The sequence below is a fragment of the Enterobacter ludwigii genome, assembly GCA_023023105.1.
Taxonomy (GTDB): domain Bacteria; phylum Pseudomonadota; class Gammaproteobacteria; order Enterobacterales; family Enterobacteriaceae; genus Enterobacter; species Enterobacter adelaidei.
In genome coordinates, this window is the sequence record CP083824.1 from 4114562 (window position 1) to 4138333 (window position 23772).

Here is a 23772-nt window from a genome sequence, read left to right on the forward strand (position 1 = left end):
GAATTCACACGACTAAGGACTGAGTTATGCCACAAATCACTACCGCCACAACTGGCACCTGGACCGAAGAAGAGATCCGTCAGCAACCAGCGAGCTGGATCCGATCGCTCAGCAACATTGATAGCCTGCGTTCGTCTATCGACGGTTTTCTGACTCCGCTGCTGCGCAAATCTGATCTGCGGATCGTCCTGACAGGGGCGGGCACATCTGCCTTTATCGGCGACATTATTGCGCCATGGCTTGCCAGCCACACCGGGAAAAACTTCACCGCCGTACCCACAACTGACCTGGTGACGAACCCAATGGATTACTTCAGCCCTGCGCATCCCTTGCTGCTGATTTCGTTTGCCCGCTCCGGCAACAGCCCGGAAAGCGTGGCGGCTGTAGAACTGGCCAATCAGTTTGTGCCGGAATGCTACCACCTGTCGATCACCTGCAATGAAGCAGGCAGTCTGTACCAGAACGCCGTCAACAGCGATAACGCCTTTGCCCTGCTAATGCCAGCCGAAACGCACGATCGCGGCTTCGCGATGACCAGCAGTATCACCACCATGATGGCAAGCTGTCTGGCGGTTTTCGCCCCGGAGACGATCAACAGCCAGACCTTCCGCGACGTAGCCGATCGCTGCCAGGCGATCCTGACGTCGCTCGGCGATTTCAGCCAGGATGTCTTTGGCAATGCGCCATGGAAGAGGATCGTCTACCTGGGAAGCGGTGGCCTGCAGGGTGCCGCGCGTGAGTCAGCGCTGAAGGTGCTGGAACTGACGGCGGGCAAACTGGCAGCATTCTACGACTCTCCTACCGGTTTCCGTCATGGGCCGAAGTCGCTGGTGGATCATGAAACGCTGGTGGTGGTGTTTGTCTCCAGCCATCCGTATACGCGTCAGTACGATCTCGATCTGCTGGCCGAACTGCGTCGCGATCGCCAGGCCCTGCGCGTGGTGGCTATCGCCGCTGAAACGGATCCGGTTATTGAAGCGGGTCCGCACATCCTGCTACCGCCTTCTCGTTCGTTTATCGATATGGAACAGGCGTTCTGCTTCCTGATGTATGCCCAGGTCTTTGCACTTTCCCAGTCGCTCAGCGTAGGCAACACCCCCGATACACCATCCGCCAGCGGCACGGTCAACCGTGTGGTTCAGGGCGTTGTTATTCATCCGTGGCAGGCTTAAGAGGATCTCATCATGAGCATTATCTCGACTAAATATCTTCTGCAGGACGCCCAGGCAAAAGGCTACGCCGTGCCGGCGTTCAATATCCATAACGCAGAGACGATCCAGGCGATCCTCGAAGTGTGTAGCGAAATGCGATCGCCGGTGATCCTTGCGGGCACGCCCGGGACGTTTAAACACATTGCGCTCGAAGAGATCTACGCCTTGTGCAGCGCTTATTCCGTCACTTATGACATGCCGCTGGCGCTGCATCTCGATCACCACGAATCACTGGACGATATTCGCCGCAAAGTGAATGCCGGTGTACGCAGCGCAATGATCGACGGAAGCCATTATCCATTTGAGCAGAACGTGAAGCTGGTGAAATCCGTGGTCGATTTTTGCCATCTCAACGACTGTAGCGTCGAGGCAGAATTGGGGCGTTTGGGTGGCGTGGAAGATGACATGAGCGTCGACGCCGAAAGCGCATTTCTCACCGACCCACAAGAAGCGAAGCGCTTTGTTGAGCTGACCGGCGTCGATAGCCTTGCAGTGGCCATCGGCACCGCGCACGGCCTCTATACCAAACGACCCAAAATCGACTTCCAGCGACTGGCCGAAATTCGCGAAGTGGTCACCGTACCGCTGGTGCTGCATGGCGCGAGCGATGTACCGGATGAGTATGTTCGCCGCACCATTGAGCTGGGCGTGTGCAAAGTCAACGTGGCAACCGAGCTGAAAATCGCCTTTTCTGACGCCGTCAAAGCCTGGTTTGCCGACAACCCGCAAGGTAACGATCCACGCTTCTATATGCGGGTCGGCATGGATGCCATGAAAGAGGTGGTCAGAAGCAAAATTACCGTTTGTGGCTCGGCAAATCGCTTGCTGCTGCCGGCAGAAGCCTGATTGAAAAGGATCTTACCCTGATGAAAAAAATCCTCTCCCTCTCAATGCTTGCCCTGTGTGTTTCTCATGGCGCGATGGCAGCAAACTACAGCCTTAATAACGACAATATTGCCCTGTCATTTGATGACGCAAACTCGACGGTCGTGGTTAAAGATACCAGGGCCAACCATCCTCTGACACCGCAGGAGCTGTTCTTTCTGACGCTGCCAGATGAGAAAAAAATCCACACGGCGGATTTTAAGATCAAGCATGTCGAAAAGCAGGACAACGGAATTGTCATCGACTTCACCCATCCGGACTTTAACGTCACGGTGAAGCTGAACCTGGTGAAGGGGAAATACGCCAGCATCGACTACACCATCGCAGCCGTCGGGCAGCCTCGTGAAGTGGCGAAAATCACCTTCTTCCCAACCAAAAAGCAGTCTCAGGCACCTTATGTAGACGGGGCAATTAACAGCTCGCCGATTATCGCAGACTCGTTCTTTATCCTGCCGGATAAACCCATCGTTAATACTTACGCCTATGAAGCGACGACCAACCTCAATGTGGAGCTGAAAACGCCCATTCAGCCGGCAACGCCAGTCAGCTATACCACCTACTTCGGTACCTTCCCGGAAACCAGCCAGCTGCGACGTAGCGTAAACCAGTTTATTGATGCCGTCCGCCCGCATCCGTATAAGCCTTATCTACACTACAACAGCTGGATGGACATCGGCTTCTTTACCCCTTACTCCGAGCAGGATGTGCTGGGGCGTATGGACGAATGGAACAAAGAATTTATCACCGGGCGGGGCGTAGCGCTGGATGCTTTCCTGCTTGACGATGGCTGGGATGATCTTACAGGGCGCTGGCTGTTTGGCCCGGCATTTAGCAACGGTTTTGGCAAGGTACGAGAGAAAGCTGACAGCCTGCGCAGCTCCGTTGGCCTGTGGCTCTCGCCGTGGGGCGGATATAACAAACCGCGCGATACTCGCGTCTCACATGCAAAAGAGTATGGTTTCGAAACGGTAGACGGGAAGCTGGCGCTGTCAGGCCCGAACTACTTTAAAAACTTTAATGAGCAGATTAGTAAGCTGATAAAAAACGAGCATATTACCTCGTTTAAGCTGGACGGAATGGGCAACGCCAATTCGCATATCAAAGGCAGCCCGTTCGCCTCGGATTTTGACGCCTCTATTGCACTGCTGCATAACATGCGCAACGCCAATCCGAACCTGTTTATCAACCTGACGACCGGAACCAATGCCAGTCCATCCTGGCTGTTCTACGCTGACTCCATCTGGCGTCAGGGTGATGACATAAACCTTTATGGCCCTGGTACGCCGGTACAGCAGTGGATGACTTACCGCGACGCTGAAACGTACCGTTCCATTGTGCGCAAAGGCCCTCTGTTCCCACTAAACTCGCTGATGTATCACGGGATCGTCAGTGCAGAAAACGCCTATTACGGGCTGGAGAAAGTGCAAACGGACAGCGATTTTGCCGACCAGGTCTGGAGTTACTTTGCCACCGGCACGCAGTTGCAGGAGCTCTACATCACCCCTTCAATGCTGAATAAGGCGAAGTGGGATACCCTGGCGCAGGCGGCGAAATGGTCGCGGGATAACGCCAGCGTGCTGGCGGATACGCACTGGATTGGCGGTGACCCAACTGCGCTGCAGGTTTACGGTTGGGCATCCTGGAGTAAGAATAAAGCGATTCTCGGCTTACGTAACCCGTCGGATAAGCCGCAAAGCTACTACCTGGATTTGACGAGAGATTTCGAAGTCCCGACAGGAAACGCGTCGCAGTTTAGTCTGAAGGCAGTGTATGGACGTAATTCAACCGTACCGGAGGCGTACAAAAACGCGGTGGTGATTACGCTGCAACCGCTGGAAACGCTGGTATTTGAAGCATTACCAGAAAAATAAAAAGTGTTCAGTTGGCAGGTTAAGCTATGACCTGCCATCTTCCCCCTTTCCTTGCCCCCACGCGTTTTAATTTACCTTTTGATTGCAAAGAACGGAGATAACGTTCCGCAGTGCGGGAAGTTACGCCCAAAACAGATGCCAACATTACCGCAGTCATTTGCGGTTGAACGGTAAGAAGCTCAAGGATAGTATTTTCCTTTTCCGACAATTCTTCCGACAATACTGACGACATACCTATGCCTTCCCGCAAAGCTTCAGCCATATTTTGCAGCATAAACTCCACGAATGCCGTGCAATCACTGGCCCGATCGCATTGTCCTAATATCTGGTAATAGCGCGCCTGCTGAAAATGGATGAGTGTCTCGACGGGTAGCCATGCCAGTTCCGCACGCCACTGGCTTAAGATCAACGTTTGCCACAGCCGCCCCATGCGGCCATTTCCATCTGAAAAGGGATGAATAAACTCAAACTCGTAATGAAATACCGAACTGGCAATAAGCGGGTGGAGATCAGTTTGCTTAAGCCAGGAAAGAAGATCGTCGATCAGACTGTTCATCTGGGAGGCAGGAGGAGCCATGTGGACTAACTTGTTTCCACGGTATACCCCTACGTCTCCATTCCTGAGCTTTCCAGGGAGATCGACCAGACCAGTCATTAATAACCGGTGTGCATTGAGTAAGTCATTGAGCTTCCATGGCTTCCATTCAGACAATTTCTCATATGCCAGGATAGCATTGCGTACTTCCTGAATATCTTTTTCAGGCGCGAGCACTCGCTTGCCATCCATGATTGCCGTCACTTGCCCGGTAGTCAGCGAGTTGTGTTCAATGGCCAGCGATGCCTGGATAGTGCGGATACGGTTCTCTTTACGCAGTAAAGGAGATGTCCTTCCGGAATGAGCCGCCCAATGCCCCAGCAACTCACCAATCTCAACAACCTGATTGAGAATTGATGGCGTGATAGCGAATGGAGGCAGGTAGCGGCTCATACGTTTACTCCCCCTGCTGCTCCAGCACATACTTATACAGCGCATTTTTCTTCACGCCGTGAATTTCCGCCGCCAGCGCAGCGGCTTTCTTCAGCGGCAGTTCCGCCTGCAGCAGCGCCAGCGTACGCAGCGCGTCGGCTGGCAGCGCGTCTTCCTGCGCTTTATGTCCTTCGACAATCAGCACCATTTCACCTTTACGGCGGTTTTCATCTTCCTTCACCCACGCCAGCAGTTCACCCACCGGTGCACCGTGGATCGTTTCCCAGGTTTTGGTCAGTTCGCGCGCCAGCACCACGTAGCGGGCTTCTCCCCACACGGTCACCATATCTTCCAGGCTCTCAAGCAGGCGGTGCGTGGATTCGTAGAAAATCAGGGTGCGCGGTTCCGCTTCCAGGTCTTTTAACACGTCGCGGCGGCCTTTGGATTTGGCAGGCAGGAAGCCTTCATAGCAGAAACGGTCAGACGGCAACCCCGCAGCGCTCAGCGCAGCAATGGCGGCGCAGGGGCCCGGCAAAGGTACAACCCGAATCCCTGCTTCGCGGCAGGTACGTACCAGATGGTAACCAGGGTCGTTAATCAGCGGGGTTCCTGCATCGGAAACTAACGCAATGTTCTGCCCCTCTTTCAGCTTCGCCACCAGCGTTTCGGCTTTTTGTTGCTCATTGTGATCGTGCAGGGCAAACAAACGGGCGGTGATCGCGAAATGTTGAAGCAGTAAACCGGTGTGCCGGGTATCTTCAGCAGCAATCAAATCAACAGCTTGCAACACGGTAAGCGCACGTTGGGTAATATCAGATAAATTCCCGATAGGAGTAGGTACAATATAGAGCTGGCCTTGAGAATTATCCGCCGTTTCGTGTTGTTTCATTGTTTAGTCCGTATTGCCGATTTAATATTGAGCATTGCGTAAAAAAAATCACTGGATACAGTATGGTACCGTTAACGTTTCTTCGAAAAAAAGCCACTCGCAGCGTGCCGCTTCTGCTGGCAGCGCTGATCTTTGCAGGCTGTGGCACCCAGGCACCTGACCAGAGCACTGCACATCTGCAGGGTTCCGCTCAGGCTGATTCTGGTTTTTATCTGCAACAAATGTCGCAGAGTTCAAATGATACCAAGACCAACTGGCAATTACTCGCCATTCGTGCACTGTTGAAAGAGGGGAAAACCCAGCAGGCCGCCGAACTGTTCAATCAGTTACCGAAAGATCTTAACGACACCCAACGCCGTGAGCAGAGTTTGCTTTCCGCTGAACTGAAAGTCGCACTGAAAGATTATGATGGCGCGAAAAAGCTCCTGGGTGATATCGACGTCAGCGCGCTGGATAAAAATCAGCAGGCTCGCTTCTGGCAGGCAGGTATTGCTGCTGAGCAGGGTCGTCCTTCCCTGACACTGCTCCGTGCACTGATTGCCCAGGAACCGCTGCTCGGCGGTGCCGACAAGCAGAAAAATATTGATGCCACCTGGCAGGCGCTTGCCTCCATGACCCAGGAACAGGCGCAGGCACTGGTCATCAATGCCGATGAGAACGTACTGCAGGGCTGGCTGGATCTGCAGCAGATGTGGTTTAACAACCGCAACGATCCGAAGATGCTGAAAGCCGGTATTACTGACTGGCAAACCCGCTACCCGCAGAATCCGGGCGCGAAAATGCTGCCAACACAGCTGGTAAACGTGCAGAACTTTAAGCCCGCATCGACCAGCAAAATCGCCCTGCTTCTGCCGCTAAACGGTCAGGCGGCGGTATTTGGTCGCACTATTCAGCAGGGTTTTGAAGCGGCGAAAAACGGTACCACGCCGGTGACAGGCAGTGCCGTTCCAGCACAAGCAGCACAGGCAGCAAATGTGAACGATGTTGTCAGCCCGTCCGCAGCCGAGACCAGTGACCTGACCACCGCCCAAACCCCGGCGCAGGGCACGATGCAAAACCCGGTTACCGCACCAACGACACCTCCGGCAGCCGCAACTGCGCCTGCGCCTGCAACACAGGCTCCGGCTGAGACACAAGCGGCGCCGGCACCTGCTGCCACAGCACAACCGTCTGAACAGCAACCTGCGCAACCCGCAGCCCAACCTGCTGCGCAGCCGCAAACCGTGGCAGCCTCCAGCGCCAACCCGGGTGCTGAGCTAAAAATCTACGACACCAGCTCACAGCCGCTTGACCAGGTTCTGGCGCAGGTTCAACAGGACGGTGCAAGCATCGTTGTCGGCCCGTTGTTGAAAAACAACGTGGAAGAACTGATGAAGAGCAATACCACGCTGAACGTGCTGGCGCTCAATCAGCCTGAGCAGGTTCAGAACCGCGCCAATATCTGCTACTTCGCACTTTCCCCTGAAGATGAAGCCCGCGATGCCGCACGACATATCCACGAGCAGGGTAAACAGGCTCCTCTGTTGCTCATCCCACGCAGTACGCTGGGCGATCGCGTCGCGAATGCCTTTGCCAATGAATGGCAGAAGCTCGGTGGCGGTATAGTACTGCAGCAGAAATTCGGTTCAGTCTCTGAACTGCGCGCTGGCGTAAATGGCGGAGCAGGCATCGCGCTGAACGGTAGCCCGGTAACCGCAAGCCTGCCGCAGCAGCAGGGCGTGACAATTGGCGGTCTGACAATCCCGGCCCCACCTACCGACGCACAAATCAGCGGTGGCGGTAAAGTGGATGCCGCCTATATTGTCGCCACGCCGCAAGAGATCGCCTTTATCAAACCGATGATTGCAATGCGTAACGGCAGCCAGAGCAGTGCAACGCTGTACGCGAGTTCACGCAGCGCGCAGGGCACTGCAGGCCCGGATTTCCGTCTGGAAATGGACGGTCTGCAGTACAGCGAAATCCCTATGCTGGCAGGCAGCAATCCGGCACTGATGCAGCAGGCGCTGGGGGCAGTACGTAACGACTACTCTCTGGCGCGTTTGTATGCGATGGGTGTCGATGCGTGGGCGCTGGCGAACCACTTTACCCAGATGCGTCAGGTGCCAGGCTTTGAGCTTAACGGCAACACCGGCGATCTGACCGCTACTCAGGATTGCGTGATCAACAGGAAGTTATCATGGCTCAAATACCAGCAGGGGCAAATCGTCCCGGCCAGTTAAGCCGTAAAGAGACCGGCGATGCGTGGGAGTTAAAGGCGCGTCGCTGGCTTGAAGGCAAAGGACTGCGCTTTATCGCCGCTAACGTCCGTGGGCGCGGCGGCGAGATTGACCTGATCATGAAAGAGGCTCAGGTCATTGTGTTTGTAGAAGTCCGTTTTCGACAGTCCTCCCGTTTTGGCGGCGCTGCCGCCAGCGTGACGCTCGCCAAACAACATAAATTATTACAGACTGCCCACTTGTGGCTTGCCCGCCATAATGGGAGCTTTGATACTGTGGATTGCCGGTTCGATGTGATAGCCTTCACCGGAAATGAGATCGAATGGCTTAAAAACGCTTTTGGCGAAGACGCATAATTAAGATTTAAAAGGGATAACGTGCTCGAAAGAATTAAAGTGTGCTTCACAGAAAGCATCCAGACTCAGATTGCCGCGGCGGAAGCGCTACCGGATGCGATCTCCCGTGCCGCGATGACGCTGGTGCAATCCCTGCTTAATGGCAACAAAATCCTCTGTTGTGGCAACGGAACGTCAGCCGCCAACGCACAGCATTTTGCTGCCAGCATGATCAATCGTTTTGAAACAGAACGCCCGAGTTTACCTGCCATTGCACTTAATACCGATAATGTGGTCTTAACAGCGATTGCTAACGATCGTCTGCATGACGAAATTTACGCTAAGCAGGTGCGAGCCCTCGGCCATGCCGGAGATGTACTGCTGGCAATATCCACACGCGGCAACAGCCGGGACATTGTTAAAGCCGTTGAAGCCGCCGTAACCCGGGACATGACTATCGTAGCTTTAACCGGCTATGACGGTGGTGAGCTGGCGGGTCTGCTGGGGCCGCAGGATGTGGAAATCCGCATTCCTTCTCACCGTAGCGCGCGTATTCAGGAAATGCATATGCTGACGGTAAATTGCTTATGCGACCTGATCGATAACACGCTTTTCCCTCACCAGGATGATTAAGGAGTTCTTATGAAGGCTTTATCGACCCTCGCAGTCCTTATGTCTGCATTACTGCTTCAGGGATGTATCGCTGCGGCTGTCGTGGGTACTGCTGCTGTAGGCACCAAAGCGGCAACCGATCCGCGTTCTGTCGGGACGCAGGTGGATGACGGTACGCTTGAGCTGCGCGTCAACAGTGCGCTGTCGAAAGACGAACAGATTAAGAAAGAAGCGCGCATCAATGTGACGGCTTATCAGGGCAAAGTGCTGCTTGCAGGCCAGGCCCCTAACATGGAACTCGCCTCCCGCGCCAAACAGATTGCGATGGGTGTAGAAGGTACGACAGAAGTCTTCAACGAAGTGCGCCAGGGACAGCCTGTCAGCCTGGGCACCGCATCGTCTGACACCTGGATCACCACCAAAGTGCGTTCCCAACTGCTGGGTTCTGACCAGGTGAAATCTTCCAACGTGAAAGTGACGACGGAAAACGGTGAAGTGTTCCTGCTGGGTCTGGTAACCGACCGTGAAGGAAAAGCCGCGGCTGATATCGCCAGCCGGGTGAGCGGCGTGAAACACGTCACCACCGCATTTACTTATATCAAGTAACAAACAATACCCGGCAATGCCGGGTATTTTTTTGCCTTAAACCAACGCAAAACACCCCACTACCACCCCACTCAACGCCACCAGCCCCGCAGTCAGCCACAGCGCTTTGGCCGGGAATGATTTACGCAGCATGATAAGCGACGGCAGGCTAATCGCAGGCAGTGTGATGAGCAGCGCCAGCGCCGGTGCAGTACCCATGCCAGCCAGCATCATGGTCTGCACAATCGGGATCTCAGCCGCCGTTGGGATCACAAACAGGCAGCCTGCAACGGCCATCGCAATGACCCACATCAGCGTGTTGTCGATAGCGCCATCCGCATGTGGGAAAAGCCAGACGCGCGCAGCCCCCAGAACCAGTACCGCAAGGATATAGACCGGGATGGTGCTCCAGAAAAGCTGCCATAACGCCTGACCCCAGCGCATGAAGAAACTCCCCTGAGGCTCGCTGACGTTCAGCTCAACTGACGCCGGTTCAACGGCATTATCTTTCACCCATTTTTGTACCAGCGTCGCGACCACCAGCACCGTCAGCAATCCAGCCACCAGACGGATGAACGCAAAATACCATCCCAGAACAAAACCCATAAACACCAGCGTCGCTGGGTTTAACAGCGGGTTACCCATCCAGAAAGCCAGCGCGCCGCCCATCGAGACACGCTGGCGACGCATCCCCGCGGTAACAGGAGCCGCACAGCAGGAGCACATCATGCCCGGCAGAGAGAAAATAGTCCCCAGCAGCGTGCCCTGAAAACGCGACTGCCCAAGGGTTTTCACCAGCCAGTTCCGCGGAATAAGTACCTGAATCAGTGACCCCAGAATGACGCCTAAAACGGCGGCTTTCCAGACGGCAAGGAAGTAGACCATGGCGTAATCCCACGCCGCCTGCAGCGGGCTGGCATCAGCCTGAGCGAGAATAGATTTACCGATACTGTGCGTTTCGGCGGCGGTGAAGGCTTTGCCGTAGTAGGGCTGCCATTTCACATACCAGAGGCCGATAATGACCACAAGAAAGAAGAGCGCGGGCTTCCACCATTGAACAGGTGTTGCCGCCTGAGATGAAGACTGACCAGTCATAGCATTCCCCGGAGAGTAGTAGGTAATTAGCCGGGGGAGTTTACGCCTCGCCCTGCGCGATTTCACGCAGTTTTGCCGAAGGGATAATGTTCACCCCTTCCTTCGAAGGCGAAAGTGCCTCTTTCAGCATCGCACGCGCGACATCCTGCGCCTCAATGGATTTCCAGTTCCCCGGAAGAATGCGAAATAGCGGTGCGAAAATAGACTCATTAAAACGCCGTTCGTCGCGGTGTCCCAGCAACATGGAGGGGCGAACAATCGTCAGGTAATCCCATCTCTGCGCAATCAGCGCGTCCTCCATTTTGCCCTTCACGTTGTTGTAGAAAAAAGGCGATCCGGCACTGGCGCCCAGCGCGCTGACCACCAGAAAATGTCTGGCCCCCAGCTTTTTCGCCGTAAGCGCGGTGTCCACCACCAGCGTATAGTCGGCGTGGATAAATGCCTCTTTGCTCCCCGCTTCCCGCAGCGTGGTGCCCAGACAGCAAAACGCGATATCAATCGGGTCGTGCACCTGCGCCAGCGCATCCGTCAGCTGAGGATCATGCGGATTAAAGACGCCGGAGATGTCCGCCAGCGGTCGACGCGTCGGAGCGGCGATGTAGTTCACGCGGCGATCCTGAATCAGCAGCCGCAGCAGATGATCGCCCACTAGCCCGGTAGACCCGGTAATCAATACCTGACTCATCGTATCCCCTTTACAGAATTGTCCGTTTGCGAACTCAGCGTCGTCGACCACACTTAGAAGTCTGTTACAGGTAAGTATTTACCACAAGCGGAGAAAAATCAGTCTGAAGCCAAAACAACGGAGGAAGCATGGGCAAAAAAATCGCAGTCTTGATTACCGACGAGTTTGAAGATTCAGAATTCACCTCTCCAGCCGAGGCGTTCCGCAAGGCGGGACATGAGGTCATCACCATTGAGAAAGAAGCGGGCAAAACGGTGAAAGGCCATAAGGGTGAGGCCAGCGTGACCATCGACGAGACTATCGATAACGTTAGCCCGTCAGATTTTGACGCCTTGCTGTTACCCGGCGGCCATTCACCGGATTCCCTGCGCGGCGACGAACGCTTCGTGACCTTTACACGGGACTTTGTCTCTACCGGCAAACCGGTCTTTGCCATCTGCCACGGCCCGCAACTGCTCATCAGCGCTGAGGTTGTACGCGGACGTAAGCTCACGGCTGTGAAACCGATCGTTATCGATCTGAAAAATGCGGGAGCCGAGTTTTACGATCAGGAAGTGGTCAACGACAAAGACCAGCTGATCACCAGCCGAACCCCGGACGATCTTCCGGCATTTAACCGCGAAGCGCTACGCCTGCTCGGCGCGTAGCCAGTGCAGCTTCTTGCCAAAGCCCAGCGTGTTGTCGGTAAATTTCAGCTCATCAAGGCGGATTTCCCATACCGGGGCTTTTAGCGCAGCGGCAACCGGAAAGCGGCGCGTGTAAAGCTTACGACGCGCGTCGCTCTCTTCTCCGTCCAGACGACGGATTTCCCCTTTAAACTGCACCCCACGGATCAATGCGACCGTTTTAGGCTGGCCATTCACCGTGCCCGCGACCTCCGCCTGCTGGCCAGTCATCTGCGCATGACGTGTCTTATCTTCACTCATGATATAAAAGGCCACACGCTCCGGATCGTAGTAGTAAAACGCGTTTGCGCACCACATCTCACCCTCGCTGTACACGCACCAGGTGACGACATGCTGTTTCGCCAGCCAGCGGTTAATGGTGGCCAGTGTTTCCATTTTCATTCTCTCTCATGCTATGGTGCGTTCACCTTAACATACTGAATCTGTTTACCGTGTGCTGGTTTCTCTATCTTGTCCGAACCGCTGATAACGCACTCTACACCGGGATCACTACCGATGTGGCGCGGCGTTTTTTACAACATCAAACGGGAAAAGGGGCAAAAGCACTGCGGGGGAAAGGAGAACTACAACTCGCCTTTTCAGCACCTGTTGGTGACAGATCGCTGGCGCTAAGACTGGAATACCGTATTAAGCAATTGACGAAGCGCCAGAAAGAGCGCCTCGTGAGCGGAGACGGCTCGTTTGAGGCGCTACGCGAGCACCTGATTAAAAGCGATTGAAATGGTCGTGGTACTCGACCAGGCCATTGACCCCGTTGAGCGCGTCGTCCGCCAGACGATGGACCTGGAAAGCAGATTCCGTACCCGGCCAGCGGCAGCGCAGATCGTAATGCGCGGCCTGCTCAAAGCCCAATCGTCCATAGAACGCCGGATCGCCCAGCGTGACAACGGCTGCATAACCGAACTCATTGAGCGAATCCAGCCCTTCATAGACCAGCTGACGTGCCAGCCCTTGCCCGCGATAGTTTTCATCTACCGCCAGCGGTGCCATTCCCACCCACTGAAGATCTTCGCCCTGAACGATGACCGGACTGAAGGCCACATAGCCGACCACCTGACCTTCGTCATCGGTAGCAACCAGCCCCAGCGTAATCAGGCCGTCTTCACGGAGATCGTGGACCAGTTGGGCCTCGGCATCGCTCTCAAAAGAACGGCGTAACAACGCATCGATCCCCGGCGCATCAATCCCAATTTCAACTCGAATCAGCATGGCTCACCTACTGAAGTGTGTTTGCTTTCCGGCGGGCTCTTCAGCCCAGCCTCAACGAAATCTGCCATTTGCATCAACATGACACGCAGCGCTTTTGGCATCTGCTCCAGCTCAATGGCATCCATTAAATTCTTAACGTACAGGCCCAGCTCCGTATCGCCTTCAATGACCAGACGACGCTGGAAGAAGAGCGTATCCGGATCTTGCTTACGCGCGGCAATCATCAGCAGATCGCTGGCGTTGGCGCTAAAGCTCACATCCGCGTCAGCGGATTCACGTACGATCAGCTGGTCATTCTCAACGGAGGTAAACCAGCGTAGCCCGATGTCACGCACTTCAATGCTTAGCCAGCGGCCTTCCAGGAACTCCAGCTCGCCGTCCTGCAGCGCCTGGCGGAACTGCCAGCTCAGGACCTGCTCCAGCACCTGGCGTTTAAGCGCGAACGGTGCCAGCTTGACCGGCACGCTCAGCATTGATGGACCAAATTGTACGAGACGTGAACGCAGTTTATCCAGCACGAGCTTTACTCCCTCATATCTATAGTCCTGCTATTTTGCCATATCCGAAGCGCAACATAGCGGCGTAAATCAACAAACCGTCGTCCGCCGTACCTCATTATTGGTGCCATCAATACGCCATTAGCTGCCTTAAATCAAAAATTGTCGCGTATGGGTTAATTAAAATCCCAGCTCGTTAACAATTTTGCGATCGACTACATCAGGATAAATTATGGAGCTGCTCTGCCCAGCCGGAAACCTGCCGGCGCTTAAGGCGGCCATCGAAAATGGGGCCGATGCGGTCTACATCGGGCTTAAAGATGACACCAACGCCCGCCATTTTGCTGGCCTCAACTTTACGGAGAAAAAGCTTCAGGAAGCCGTTAACTTCGTTCACCAGCACCGCCGCAAACTGCATATCGCCATCAATACTTTTGCCCATCCTGATGGCTATGCCCGCTGGCAGCGTGCGGTGGATATGGCGGCACAACTGGGTGCGGATGCGCTAATCCTGGCCGACCTCGCTATGCTTGAGTATGCGGCAGAACGCTATCCCCATATTGAGCGCCACGTCTCTGTTCAGGCATCTGCCACTAACGAAGAGGCCGTACGTTTTTACCATCAACACTTTGACGTGGCCCGCGTGGTGTTGCCGCGCGTGCTCTCTATTCATCAGGTTAAGCAACTCGCGCGCGTCACGCCAGTGCCGCTGGAAGTTTTTGCTTTTGGTAGCCTGTGCATCATGGCTGAAGGCCGTTGCTATCTTTCCTCTTATTTAACCGGTGAATCGCCGAATACCGTCGGGGCCTGCTCCCCTGCCCGATTTGTTCGCTGGCAGCAAACGCCGCAGGGGCTGGAGTCTCGTCTGAATGAAGTATTGATCGACCGCTATCAGGATGGTGAAAACGCTGGCTATCCGACGCTGTGTAAAGGTCGCTATCTGGTCGATGGCGAGCGTTACCACGCGCTGGAAGAACCCACCAGCCTCAACACGCTGGAACTGCTGCCGGAACTGCTGGCGGCCAATATTGCCTCGGTAAAAATCGAAGGTCGCCAGCGCAGCCCGGCGTACGTGAGCCAGGTGGCGAAAGTCTGGCGTCAGGCCATCGACCGCTGCATGGCCGATCCGCAGAACTACGCCCCACAACCGGCCTGGATGGAGACGCTCGGCTCGATGTCCGAAGGCACGCAAACCACGCTTGGCGCGTATCACCGTAAATGGCAGTGAGATAACCATGAAATATTCATTAGGGCCGGTGCTCTACTACTGGTCAAAAGAAACGCTGGAAGATTTTTACCAACAGGCCGCCACCAGCAGTGCCGATGTGATTTATCTCGGTGAAGCCGTGTGCAGCAAACGCCGCGCCACTAAGGTCGGCGACTGGCTGGATATGGCAAAAAACCTGGCCGGAAGCGGCAAACAGGTGGTGCTTTCAACGCTCGCACTGGTACAAGCCTCTTCCGAACTGGGAGAACTGAAGCGTTATGTTGAGAACGGCGAGTTCCTGCTGGAAGCGAGCGATCTGGGCGTGGTGAACATGTGCGCTGAACGCAAGTTGCCGTTTGTCGCGGGTCATGCGCTGAACTGCTATAACGCCGTCACCCTGCGTCTGCTGCTCAAACAGGGGATGACGCGCTGGTGCATGCCGGTAGAACTCTCCCGCGACTGGCTGGTAAACCTGCTGACTCAGTGCGAAGAGTTAGGCATTCGCAATCAGTTTGAAGTGGAAGTGCTCAGTTACGGCCACCTGCCGCTGGCCTACTCTGCCCGTTGCTTTACCGCGCGCTCGGAAGATCGCCCGAAAGACGAGTGCGAAACCTGCTGCATCAAGTACCCGAACGGGCGCAGCATGCTGTCTCAGGAGAATCAGCAGGTATTTGTTCTGAACGGTATTCAGACCATGAGCGGTTATGTCTATAACCTGGGCAATGAGCTGGCATCGATGAACGGGCTGGTAGACATGGTGCGACTGTCGCCGCTGGATACCAGCGTGTTCGCAATGCTGGACGCCTTCCGCGCCAATGAAAACGGGACATCTCCGCTGCCGCTGACCGCTAACAGCGACTGCAACGGTTACTGGAAGCGCCTCGCCGGGCTGGAACTGCAGGCATAGCGATAAAGTGTAAAGGCTCACTTTGTTAACAACGGTTATTAATTTTTAATGCACTATTAAAAGATTCACCGTCGACAAAGTGAGCTGTTATGACTGATAAAACCATTCCGTTTTCGGTGCTGGATCTGGCGCCGATACCACAAGGCTCCTCAGCGGGCGAGGCCTTTTCCCACTCTCTGGATCTTGCTCTTCTTGCCGAAAAACGTGGCTATCACCGCTACTGGCTGGCGGAACACCACAATATGGTGGGTATCGCCAGTGCCGCGACATCAGTACTGATTGGCTATCTGGCGGCGAACACCACCACGCTGCATCTCGGATCCGGTGGAGTCATGCTGCCGAACCATGCGCCCCTGGTGATTGCCGAGCAGTTTGGTACGCTCAATACCCTCTATCCAGGGCGCATTGATTTAGGGCTTGGCCGTGCGCCGGGCAGCGATCAACCGACCATGCGCGCGCTACGTCGCCATATGAGTGGGGATATCGACAACTTCCCACGCGATGTGGCGGAACTGGTGGACTGGTTCGATGCGCGGGACCCGAACCCACACGTGCGCCCGGTTCCGGGCTACGGCGAGAAGATCCCGGTGTGGTTGCTGGGCTCAAGCCTCTACAGCGCACAGCTTGCCGCACAGCTGGGGCTGCCATTTGCGTTTGCCTCACACTTCGCGCCGGATATGCTGCATCAGGCGCTGCATCTCTACCGCACGAACTTCAAACCATCTGAACGTCTGGAAAAACCGTACGCGATGGTGTGTATCAACATCATTGCCGCCGACAGCAATCGCGACGCGGAATTCCTGTTCACCTCCATGCAGCAGGCGTTTGTGAAGCTGCGCCGCGGCGAGACGGGTCAACTCCCGCCGCCGGTGGAGAATATGCATCAGCTGTGGTCCGCTTCCGAGCAGTATGGCGTGCAGCAGGCGCTGAGCATGTCTCTGGTGGGCGATAAGGCGAAAGTGCGGCACGGGCTTGAAGCGGTGCTGCGTGAAACGCAGGCAGATGAGATTATGGTTAACGGCCAGATTTTCGATCACCAGGCGCGTTTGCATTCGTTTGAGCTGGCGATGCAGGTGAAAGAAGAAATGTAGGGAAGTGTGTTTTGTTACTCCGGCCCTCTCCCGGTGGGAGAGGGTGAAAAGAGGCGTTTACTGATATACAGGCAACAGGTTAAAGCTCGACAGCACGTGCACCAGCGCGTTACCAACACCAAACACCAGAATCAGCACAATCATCGGCTTGCCGCCCCAGACGCGGAATTTAGGGCTACCGAAGCGTTTACGTGATTTTCGCGCCAGCAGCGCCGGCACAATTGCCGCCCAGATGGTTGCCGCCAGTCCGGCATAGCCGATGGCGTACAGGAAGCCGTTCGGCCACAGCAGGCCACCCACAATCGGTGGCAGGAAGGTCAGCAGCGCGGTTTTGAAGCGCCCCATAGCAGAATCATCAAAGCCAAACAGATCTGCCAGGTAGTCAAACAGGCCCAGCGTTACGCCGAGGAAAGAGCTCGCCACGGCAAAGTTGGAGAACACCACTAGCAAGAGATCCAGACTACGGCTGTTCAGCACACCACTCAGCGCCTGCACCAGCACATCGATGTTACCGCCCTTCTGCGCAATGCCGATAAATTCCGGACGCGGGATGTTACCCATCGTCCCCAGCAGCCAAATCACATACAGACCCAACGCCAGCAGCGTGCCGTAGACCAGGCATTTCACAATCGTACGCGGATCTTTGCCGTAGTACTTCATCAGGCTCGGCACATTGCCGTGGTAGCCGAACGACGCCAGACAGAACGGTAGCGTCATCAGCAGGTACGGCGTATAGGAGGTATTCACTTCGGCAACGTTAAACAGTGTAGCGGGAGTGACGTGCCCCAGCAGGCTGCCGAAGGTCAGGAAGAAGGTGATGACCTTCGCGCCCAGCACAATCGCCGTCATGCGGCTCACCGCTTTGGTACTCATCCAGACGATAAACGCCACGCCAAGGGCAAAACACAGCCCCGCCAGACGCGCCGGAACGTTCAGCGACATCTCCGAAAAGGTGTGATGCAGAATCGAGCCGCTTGCTGAAATATAGGCGTAGGTCAGGATGTAAAGCACAAACGCGATGGAGAGGCCGTTCACCAGGTTCCAGCCTTTACCTAAAAGATCTTTGGTAATGGTGTCGAAGCTCGAACCAATACGGTAGTTCAGGTTCGCTTCGAGGATCATCAGCCCGGAATGGAGCATACAGAACCAGGTAAAGACCAGCGCCGCCAGCGACCAGAAGAACCACGCACCGGACATGACCACGGGCAGGGAGAACATCCCGGCCCCAATAATGGTTCCGCCGATGATCACCACGCCGCCAAGCAGCGAAGGTGACGTTTGGGTGGTGGTTAGTGTCGCCATACAGCCATTTCTCCAGTCAATAATGCGGTGATGCATTTTAATGTGCAGCACTGTACCAGTACAGGAGTACAAAAGAAATAAAAAAAGCCCCGATAGCGTTTATCGGGGCTGTATATTTTACTTTACGTCAGTGGCGTAAGGCTTACGCGTCACGACGACGGCTTGAACCTTCGTCACGACGTGGGCCACGGTTTTCACGGCGCTCGCCGGAGAAACGACGACCTTCACCGCCACGACCTTCGCTGCGACCGCCTTCACGACGCTCACCACCGAAACCGCGACCACCGCCACGACGTTCGCCGCCACGGTCAGGACGTGGCTGTGCATCGCCCAGCAACTGCATGTTCATCGGCTTGTTCAGGATGCGGGTGCGAGTAAAGTGCTGCAGTACTTCGCCCGGCATGCCTTTTGGCAGCTCAATGGTAGAGTGGGATGCGAACAGCTTGATGTTACCAATGTAACGGCTGCTGATGTCGCCTTCGTTAGCGATCGCGCCAACGATGTGACGAACTTCAACACCATCATCACGGCCCACTTCAATGCGGTACAGCTCCATGTCGCCCGCGTCACGACGCTCACGACGTGGACGGTCTTCACCACCGCGCTCTGGACGGTCACCACGTGGGCCACGATCGTTACGGTCGCCACGACGTTCGAAGCGATCGTCACGGTCACGGAATTCACGCTTAGGACGCATTGGTGCATCTGGTGGCACGATCAGGCTACGTTCGCCTTGCGCCATTTTCAGCAGTGCTGCAGCCAGGGTTTCCATATCCAGCTCTTCGCCTTCAGCGGTTGGCTGAATCTGCGACAGCAGTGCACGGTACTGATCCAGATCGCTGCTTTCCAGCTGCTGCTGAACTTTCGCGGCGAATTTCTCCAGACGGCGTTTGCCCAGCAGTTCTGCGTTTGGCAGGTCAGCTTCTGGAATGGTCAGCTTCATGGTGCGTTCGATGTTACGCAGCAGACGACGCTCACGGTTCTCAACGAACAGCAGAGCACGACCCGCACGACCCGCACGACCGGTACGGCCGATACGGTGAACGTAAGACTCGGAGTCCATCGGGATGTCGTAGTTAACAACCAGGCTGATACGTTCAACGTCCAGACCACGTGCTGCCACGTCGGTTGCAATCAGGATATCCAGACGACCGTCTTTCAGACGCTCCAGAGTCTGCTCACGCAGAGCCTGATTCATGTCGCCGTTCAGCGCTGCGCTGTTGTAGCCGCTACGCTCAAGCGCTTCAGCCACTTCCAGGGTCGCGTTTTTGGTACGAACGAAGATAATCGCCGCATCAAAATCTTCCGCTTCGAGGAAACGTACCAGCGCTTCGTTTTTGCGCATGCCGTATACAGACCAGTAGCTCTGGCTGATGTCCGGGCGAGTGGTGACGCTGGACTGAATACGCACTTCCTGCGGCTCTTTCATGAAGCGGCGGGTAATGCGACGAATCGCTTCTGGCATGGTTGCAGAGAACAGCGCGGTCTGATGACCGTCCGGGATCTGCGCCATGATAGTTTCTACGTCTTCGATGAAGCCCATACGCAGCATTTCATCTGCTTCATCCAGTACCAGGCCGCTCAGTTTAGAGAGGTCCAGAGTACCGCGCTTCAGGTGATCCAGCAGACGGCCCGGCGTACCGACAACAATCTGTGGGCCCTGGCGCAGGGCGCGTAACTGCACGTCATAACGCTGGCCACCGTACAGGGCAACCACGTTTACGCCGCGCATATGTTTAGAGAATTCCGTCATTGCTTCAGCAACCTGAACAGCCAGTTCACGGGTTGGAGCCAGGACGAGGATCTGCGGTGCACGCAGGTCCGGATCAATGTTGTTCAGCAGCGGCAGCGAGAACGCCGCAGTTTTACCGCTACCAGTCTGGGCCATGCCCAGCACGTCACGACCAGAGAGCAGATGTGGGATACATTCTGCCTGGATCGGAGATGGTTTTTCGTAACCCAGATCGTTAAGGGCTTCAAGGATAGGAGCCTTCAGGCCCAGATCTGCAAAAGTGGTTTCGAATTCAGCCATGTAGTACGAGTGCCTCAATGTCAATGGCGGCCAGTCTACTTAGCTCATCGTGAAAATGATCTGCAATTTTCATTGAAAAGTGTGAACCGGCTCAAATTAGATGTATTGACGAACAACAACGCCCTCACCAGTTAAGGTGATGGCAATCAAAAGATTACGGGCTGATGTTTATGTCGTCAGCTATTGCTGGTCCGATTCTGCCAGGTCGTCTTGCTCCTGGCCCAAGAGCGATAATTCCAACAATGCATAACGGTGCTCAACGAAGTTGTGTACGTTGTTAGCAACCGCTAATTTGAACAGTGCCGTAGCGCTGTCCTTATCCCCCAGACTTAGGTAGTACTTACCTAAATAGAAGTTGGTTTCACTGAGATGCTCAGCGAGCGAGGTGTTATCCGTTGCGTCCGCCTTGAGGCGTTCCATCAGCGTTGCTTCGCTAATGTTGCCCAGGTAGAACTCGACAATGTTCCATCCCCACTGTTCCTTGTCCGATTTATCGAAGCGCTGTTTCAGTGCCTCTTTTGCCTGCTTCTCATCGAGCTTCCGCTCAACGATGTAAAGCCACAGGCTACGGAAAGGATCATTAGGATCGTCTTGATAAAACGCCAGCAGATCATCTTGCGCTAACTTGTCACGACCGCCGTAATATAATGCGATACCGCGATTCAAGTGCGCGTAGTTGTAAGTTGGATCAAGCTCAAGTACAGAATCAAACGCTTCATAGGCAGCATCAAAATTGCCTGCCTGCGTTAAATAAATGCCTAAGTAATTGAATACTTCAGGCATATCAGGTCGGATTGCCAGCGCTTGTGAAAAATCATTTCGCGCCAATGCCCTCAGACCGAGACTATCATACAACACTCCGCGCTCATATAAAAGCTGTGCGCGTTCGTCATCGGTTAAAGCCCGACTGGCAAGAATTTGTTCCATGCGTGCCAGAATCACTTCCTGCTGCAAAGTCGGTTGCAATGGCACTGCGAGGACTTCGCTCTTACGCCAGGCAGAGTTGCTGCATCCTGCCAGCGTTAGAGCTGTCGCAACGAAACACCAGCGCAAAAAAGGCTTCATTTCCCACTCCCGAAGACAACTATTGGATGAACGTCCTGTCCCCCGGCGGCTTAACAAGGCGTCCTGCCTGATAATAGGCCCTCCGCAAAGCGGAGGGCAAATGGCAACTTACTCGCCTTGCTGTTCTGCTGCCTGTGCTTCTGGCGCAGCAGCTGGCTGAGACTGCTCGGTTGCTTCTTTAATGCTCAGACGGATACGGCCCTGGCGGTCAACTTCCAGAACTTTAACCGGTACTTCCTGGCCCATCTGCAGGTAATCGGTCACTTTCTCAACGCGCTTGTCAGCGATCTGAGAGATGTGAACCAGACCTTCTTTACCGCCACCGATGGCAACGAACGCGCCAAAGTCAACGATACGGGTCACTTTACCAGCGTAGATACGGCCCACTTCGATTTCTGCGGTGATTTCTTCGATACGACGGATAGCGAATTTCGCTTTCTCGCCATCGGTTGCAGCAATCTTCACTGTACCGTCATCTTCGATTTCGATGGTGGTGCCAGTTTCTTCGGTCAGAGCACGGATAACAGAACCGCCCTTACCGATAACATCTTTGATCTTGTCTGGATTGATCTTGATGGTGTGAATACGCGGAGCGAACTGAGAAATATCGCCACGCGGTGCGTTAATCGCCTGTTCCATCACGCCCAGGATGTGCAGACGCGCACCTTTAGCCTGGTTCAGAGCAACCTGCATGATCTCTTTGGTGATACCTTCAATTTTGATATCCATCTGCAGTGCAGAGATACCGTCGCGGGAACCCGCTACTTTGAAGTCCATATCGCCCAGGTGATCTTCGTCGCCCAGAATGTCAGACAGAACAACAAAGTTGTCGCCTTCTTTCACCAGACCCATTGCGATACCCGCAACAGCGGCTTTGATTGGCACGCCTGCATCCATCAGCGCCAGAGAGGCACCACACACGGAAGCCATAGAAGAAGAACCGTTAGATTCGGTGATTTCAGAAACCACACGAACGGTGTACGGGAATTTGTCTGCGTCTGGCATCACTGCCAGCACGCCGCGCTTCGCCAGACGACCGTGACCAATTTCACGACGCTTCGGCGAACCCACCATACCGGTTTCACCTACGGAGTACGGAGGGAAGTTATAGTGGAACAGGAAGCTGTCAGTACGCTCGCCCATCAGTTCGTCGATGATCTGTGCATCACGGGCAGTACCCAGAGTTGCCGTCACCAGCGCCTGAGTTTCACCACGGGTGAACAATGCAGAACCGTGAGTACGTGGCAGTACGCCAGTACGAACGTCCAGACCACGGATCATGTCTTTTTCGCGGCCATCGATACGCGGCTCACCAGCCAGAACGCGGCCACGAACAACGTTTTTCTCGATTGCGTGCAGGATTTCGCCAATTTCGTTAGCGTCCAGCGTTTCGTCTTCAGCAACCAGGGCAGCGGTAACGTCAGATTTGATCACGTCAACCTGAGCGTAACGCTCCTGTTTGTCAGTGATACGGTACGCATCGCTCAGACGAGATTCTGCCAGTGCAGCAACGCGTGCATTCAGTGCGTCGTTTGCCGCTTCTGGCTGCCAGTCCCAACGTGGTTTACCCGCTTCTTTCACCAGGTCGTTGATGTTCTGGATAACAACCTGCTGCTGATCGTGACCGAAGACCACGGCGCCCAGCATCTGGTCTTCGCTCAGCAGTTCAGCTTCGGATTCAACCATCAGGACAGCCGCTTCAGTACCTGCAACCACCAGGTCCAGCTTACTTTCTTTCAGCTCTTCCTGAGTTGGGTTCAGTACGTACTGGTCGTTGATGTAACCTACGCGCGCGGCACCGATTGGGCCATTGAATGGAATACCAGACAGTGACAGGGCAGCAGATGCACCGATCATCGCTACGATGTCCGGGTTAACCTGTGGGTTAACGGAAACAACGGTCGCGATAACCTGAACTTCGTTCACGAAACCTTCCGGGAACAGCGGGCGAACTGGACGGTCAATCAGACGCGCGATCAGGGTTTCGCCTTCGCTTGGACGGCCTTCACGACGGAAGAAACCACCTGGGATTTTACCGGCAGCGTAAGTACGCTCCTGGTAGTTAACGGTCAGCGGGAAGAAGTCCTGACCTGGTTTTGCTTTTTTCTGGCCCACTACGGTCACGAATACCGCGGTGTCATCCATGCTTACCATAACGGCAGCAGTAGCCTGACGTGCCATCATGCCGGTTTCCAGCGTGACGGTATGTTGACCATACTGGAATTTACGAACGATCGGATTCAGCAAAGTTCTGTCCTTTCTTAAATGTTTGACAGCACACCCACGGCGTGCTGTCGATTTAACCCGACCTTCTTCGCATCCTCGCGACTAATGACAACCGACACCCTCATGGGTGAAGCCTCTCATTAGCCGCGCGAACCTCTGCAATGAAGATCATTTATAGCAACAATACAATAGTTTCCAG

23 protein-coding genes and 1 pseudogene are annotated in these 23772 nt (G+C 54.9%); 12 read left to right on the forward strand and 12 right to left on the reverse strand.

Annotation, left to right across the window (positions count from 1 at the left end; all coding sequences use genetic code 11):
- Positions 1–26 precede the first annotated feature (26 nt).
- The 3 genes from LCD46_19890 to LCD46_19900 are packed head-to-tail and all read left to right on the forward strand — an operon-like array spanning position 27 to position 3967.
- The gene (locus tag LCD46_19890) at positions 27–1172 is read left to right on the forward strand and encodes an SIS domain-containing protein (GenBank protein UOY70270.1); all 1146 of its coding nucleotides are present in this window, start codon (positions 27–29) and stop codon (positions 1170–1172) included.
- 12 nt (positions 1173–1184) lie between these two features.
- Positions 1185–2057: a tagatose-bisphosphate aldolase subunit KbaY gene (gene kbaY, locus LCD46_19895; GenBank protein UOY70271.1), complete on the forward strand. Its 873-nt coding sequence runs from the start codon at positions 1185–1187 to the stop codon at positions 2055–2057.
- Positions 2058–2077: 20 nt separating this feature from the next.
- Entirely contained in the window at positions 2078–3967 is a 1890-nt protein-coding gene (locus tag LCD46_19900) for an enterotoxin (protein UOY70272.1), read from the forward strand.
- Between the two features lie 19 nt (positions 3968–3986).
- On the opposite strand, the gene LCD46_19905 is transcribed toward LCD46_19900, so the two are convergent.
- Both LCD46_19905 and rsmI read right to left on the reverse strand, forming a co-directional pair.
- Positions 3987–4955 (reverse strand): Fic family protein, encoded by a 969-nt coding sequence (locus LCD46_19905; GenBank protein ID UOY70273.1) that lies wholly within the window; start codon positions 4953–4955, stop codon positions 3987–3989.
- Between the two features lie 4 nt (positions 4956–4959).
- Positions 4960–5823, reverse strand: coding sequence for a 16S rRNA (cytidine(1402)-2'-O)-methyltransferase (rsmI, locus tag LCD46_19910; protein UOY70274.1), 864 nt, complete (start codon positions 5821–5823; stop codon positions 4960–4962).
- 62 nt (positions 5824–5885) lie between these two features.
- Here rsmI and LCD46_19915 point away from each other — a divergent pair, with 62 nt between their 5' ends.
- Genes LCD46_19915 through yraP form a run of 4 tightly spaced genes read left to right on the forward strand, consistent with a single transcriptional unit; the run spans position 5886 to position 9592 of the window.
- On the forward strand, positions 5886–8042 hold the full coding sequence (locus LCD46_19915; GenBank protein UOY70275.1) for a penicillin-binding protein activator: 2157 nt from the start codon (positions 5886–5888) through the stop codon (positions 8040–8042).
- Complete coding sequence (locus LCD46_19920; protein ID UOY70276.1) at positions 8000–8395, forward strand: YraN family protein; 396 nt, start codon at positions 8000–8002, stop codon at positions 8393–8395. The genes LCD46_19915 and LCD46_19920 overlap by 43 nt, the downstream gene beginning before the upstream one ends.
- 21 nt (positions 8396–8416) lie before the next feature.
- Positions 8417–9007: a DnaA initiator-associating protein DiaA gene (gene diaA, locus LCD46_19925; GenBank protein ID UOY70277.1), complete on the forward strand. Its 591-nt coding sequence runs from the start codon at positions 8417–8419 to the stop codon at positions 9005–9007.
- Positions 9008–9016: 9 nt separating this feature from the next.
- Positions 9017–9592 (forward strand): divisome-associated lipoprotein YraP, encoded by a 576-nt coding sequence (yraP, locus tag LCD46_19930; protein UOY70278.1) that lies wholly within the window; start codon positions 9017–9019, stop codon positions 9590–9592.
- Positions 9593–9628: 36 nt separating this feature from the next.
- On the opposite strand, the gene LCD46_19935 is transcribed toward yraP, so the two are convergent.
- On the reverse strand, positions 9629–10666 hold the full coding sequence (locus LCD46_19935) for a permease (GenBank protein UOY70279.1): 1038 nt from the start codon (positions 10664–10666) through the stop codon (positions 9629–9631).
- 40 nt (positions 10667–10706) lie between these two features.
- On the reverse strand, positions 10707–11351 hold the full coding sequence (locus LCD46_19940) for an NAD(P)H-binding protein (protein ID UOY70280.1): 645 nt from the start codon (positions 11349–11351) through the stop codon (positions 10707–10709).
- Between the two features lie 128 nt (positions 11352–11479).
- Between LCD46_19940 and LCD46_19945 the strand changes: the two genes are divergently transcribed.
- The gene (locus tag LCD46_19945) at positions 11480–11998 is read left to right on the forward strand and encodes a type 1 glutamine amidotransferase (protein UOY70281.1); all 519 of its coding nucleotides are present in this window, start codon (positions 11480–11482) and stop codon (positions 11996–11998) included.
- On the opposite strand, the gene LCD46_19950 is transcribed toward LCD46_19945, so the two are convergent.
- Positions 11978–12412 carry a YhbP family protein gene (locus LCD46_19950; protein UOY73009.1) on the reverse strand — a complete coding sequence of 145 codons (435 nt, stop codon included), beginning with the start codon at positions 12410–12412 and terminating at the stop codon, positions 11978–11980. The two genes, LCD46_19945 and LCD46_19950, sit on opposite strands and share 21 nt — an antisense overlap.
- Before the next feature lie 14 nt (positions 12413–12426).
- Between LCD46_19950 and LCD46_19955 the strand changes: the two genes are divergently transcribed.
- Entirely contained in the window at positions 12427–12756 is a 330-nt protein-coding gene (locus tag LCD46_19955) for a GIY-YIG nuclease family protein (GenBank protein UOY73010.1), read from the forward strand.
- Here the strand turns inward: LCD46_19955 and LCD46_19960 are convergent.
- On the reverse strand, positions 12743–13246 hold the full coding sequence (locus LCD46_19960; GenBank protein UOY70282.1) for an N-acetyltransferase: 504 nt from the start codon (positions 13244–13246) through the stop codon (positions 12743–12745). The two genes, LCD46_19955 and LCD46_19960, sit on opposite strands and share 14 nt — an antisense overlap.
- Positions 13240–13764 carry an SCP2 domain-containing protein gene (locus LCD46_19965; protein UOY70283.1) on the reverse strand — a complete coding sequence of 175 codons (525 nt, stop codon included), beginning with the start codon at positions 13762–13764 and terminating at the stop codon, positions 13240–13242. The genes LCD46_19960 and LCD46_19965 overlap by 7 nt, the downstream gene beginning before the upstream one ends.
- A gap of 211 nt (positions 13765–13975) precedes the next feature.
- Here LCD46_19965 and LCD46_19970 point away from each other — a divergent pair, with 211 nt between their 5' ends.
- The 3 genes from LCD46_19970 (at position 13976) to LCD46_19980 (ending at position 16948) form a co-directional block, all read left to right on the forward strand.
- Positions 13976–14971 (forward strand): U32 family peptidase, encoded by a 996-nt coding sequence (locus LCD46_19970; GenBank protein UOY70284.1) that lies wholly within the window; start codon positions 13976–13978, stop codon positions 14969–14971.
- A gap of 7 nt (positions 14972–14978) precedes the next feature.
- Complete coding sequence (locus LCD46_19975) at positions 14979–15857, forward strand: U32 family peptidase (GenBank protein UOY70285.1); 879 nt, start codon at positions 14979–14981, stop codon at positions 15855–15857.
- 89 nt (positions 15858–15946) lie between these two features.
- Positions 15947–16948 (forward strand): luciferase-like monooxygenase, encoded by a 1002-nt coding sequence (locus LCD46_19980; protein ID UOY70286.1) that lies wholly within the window; start codon positions 15947–15949, stop codon positions 16946–16948.
- Between the two features lie 57 nt (positions 16949–17005).
- On the opposite strand, the gene mtr is transcribed toward LCD46_19980, so the two are convergent.
- The 5 genes and pseudogenes from mtr to pnp form a co-directional block, all read right to left on the reverse strand.
- The gene (mtr, locus tag LCD46_19985; GenBank protein ID UOY70287.1) at positions 17006–18250 is read right to left on the reverse strand and encodes a tryptophan permease; all 1245 of its coding nucleotides are present in this window, start codon (positions 18248–18250) and stop codon (positions 17006–17008) included.
- Positions 18251–18392: 142 nt separating this feature from the next.
- A complete protein-coding gene (locus tag LCD46_19990) occupies positions 18393–20282 on the reverse strand; it encodes a DEAD/DEAH family ATP-dependent RNA helicase (GenBank protein UOY70288.1) in 1890 nt (629 codons plus the stop codon).
- Positions 20275–20355 (reverse strand): protein YrbN, encoded by an 81-nt coding sequence (gene yrbN, locus LCD46_19995; protein UOY73011.1) that lies wholly within the window; start codon positions 20353–20355, stop codon positions 20275–20277. Before yrbN ends, LCD46_19990 begins: the two co-directional genes overlap by 8 nt.
- A 107-nt stretch (positions 20356–20462) precedes the next feature.
- Complete coding sequence (gene nlpI, locus LCD46_20000; protein ID UOY70289.1) at positions 20463–21347, reverse strand: lipoprotein NlpI; 885 nt, start codon at positions 21345–21347, stop codon at positions 20463–20465.
- Positions 21348–21397: 50 nt separating this feature from the next.
- Positions 21398–23594: pseudogene (gene pnp / locus LCD46_20005) on the reverse strand (polyribonucleotide nucleotidyltransferase).
- Between the last annotated feature and the right edge of the window lie 178 nt (positions 23595–23772).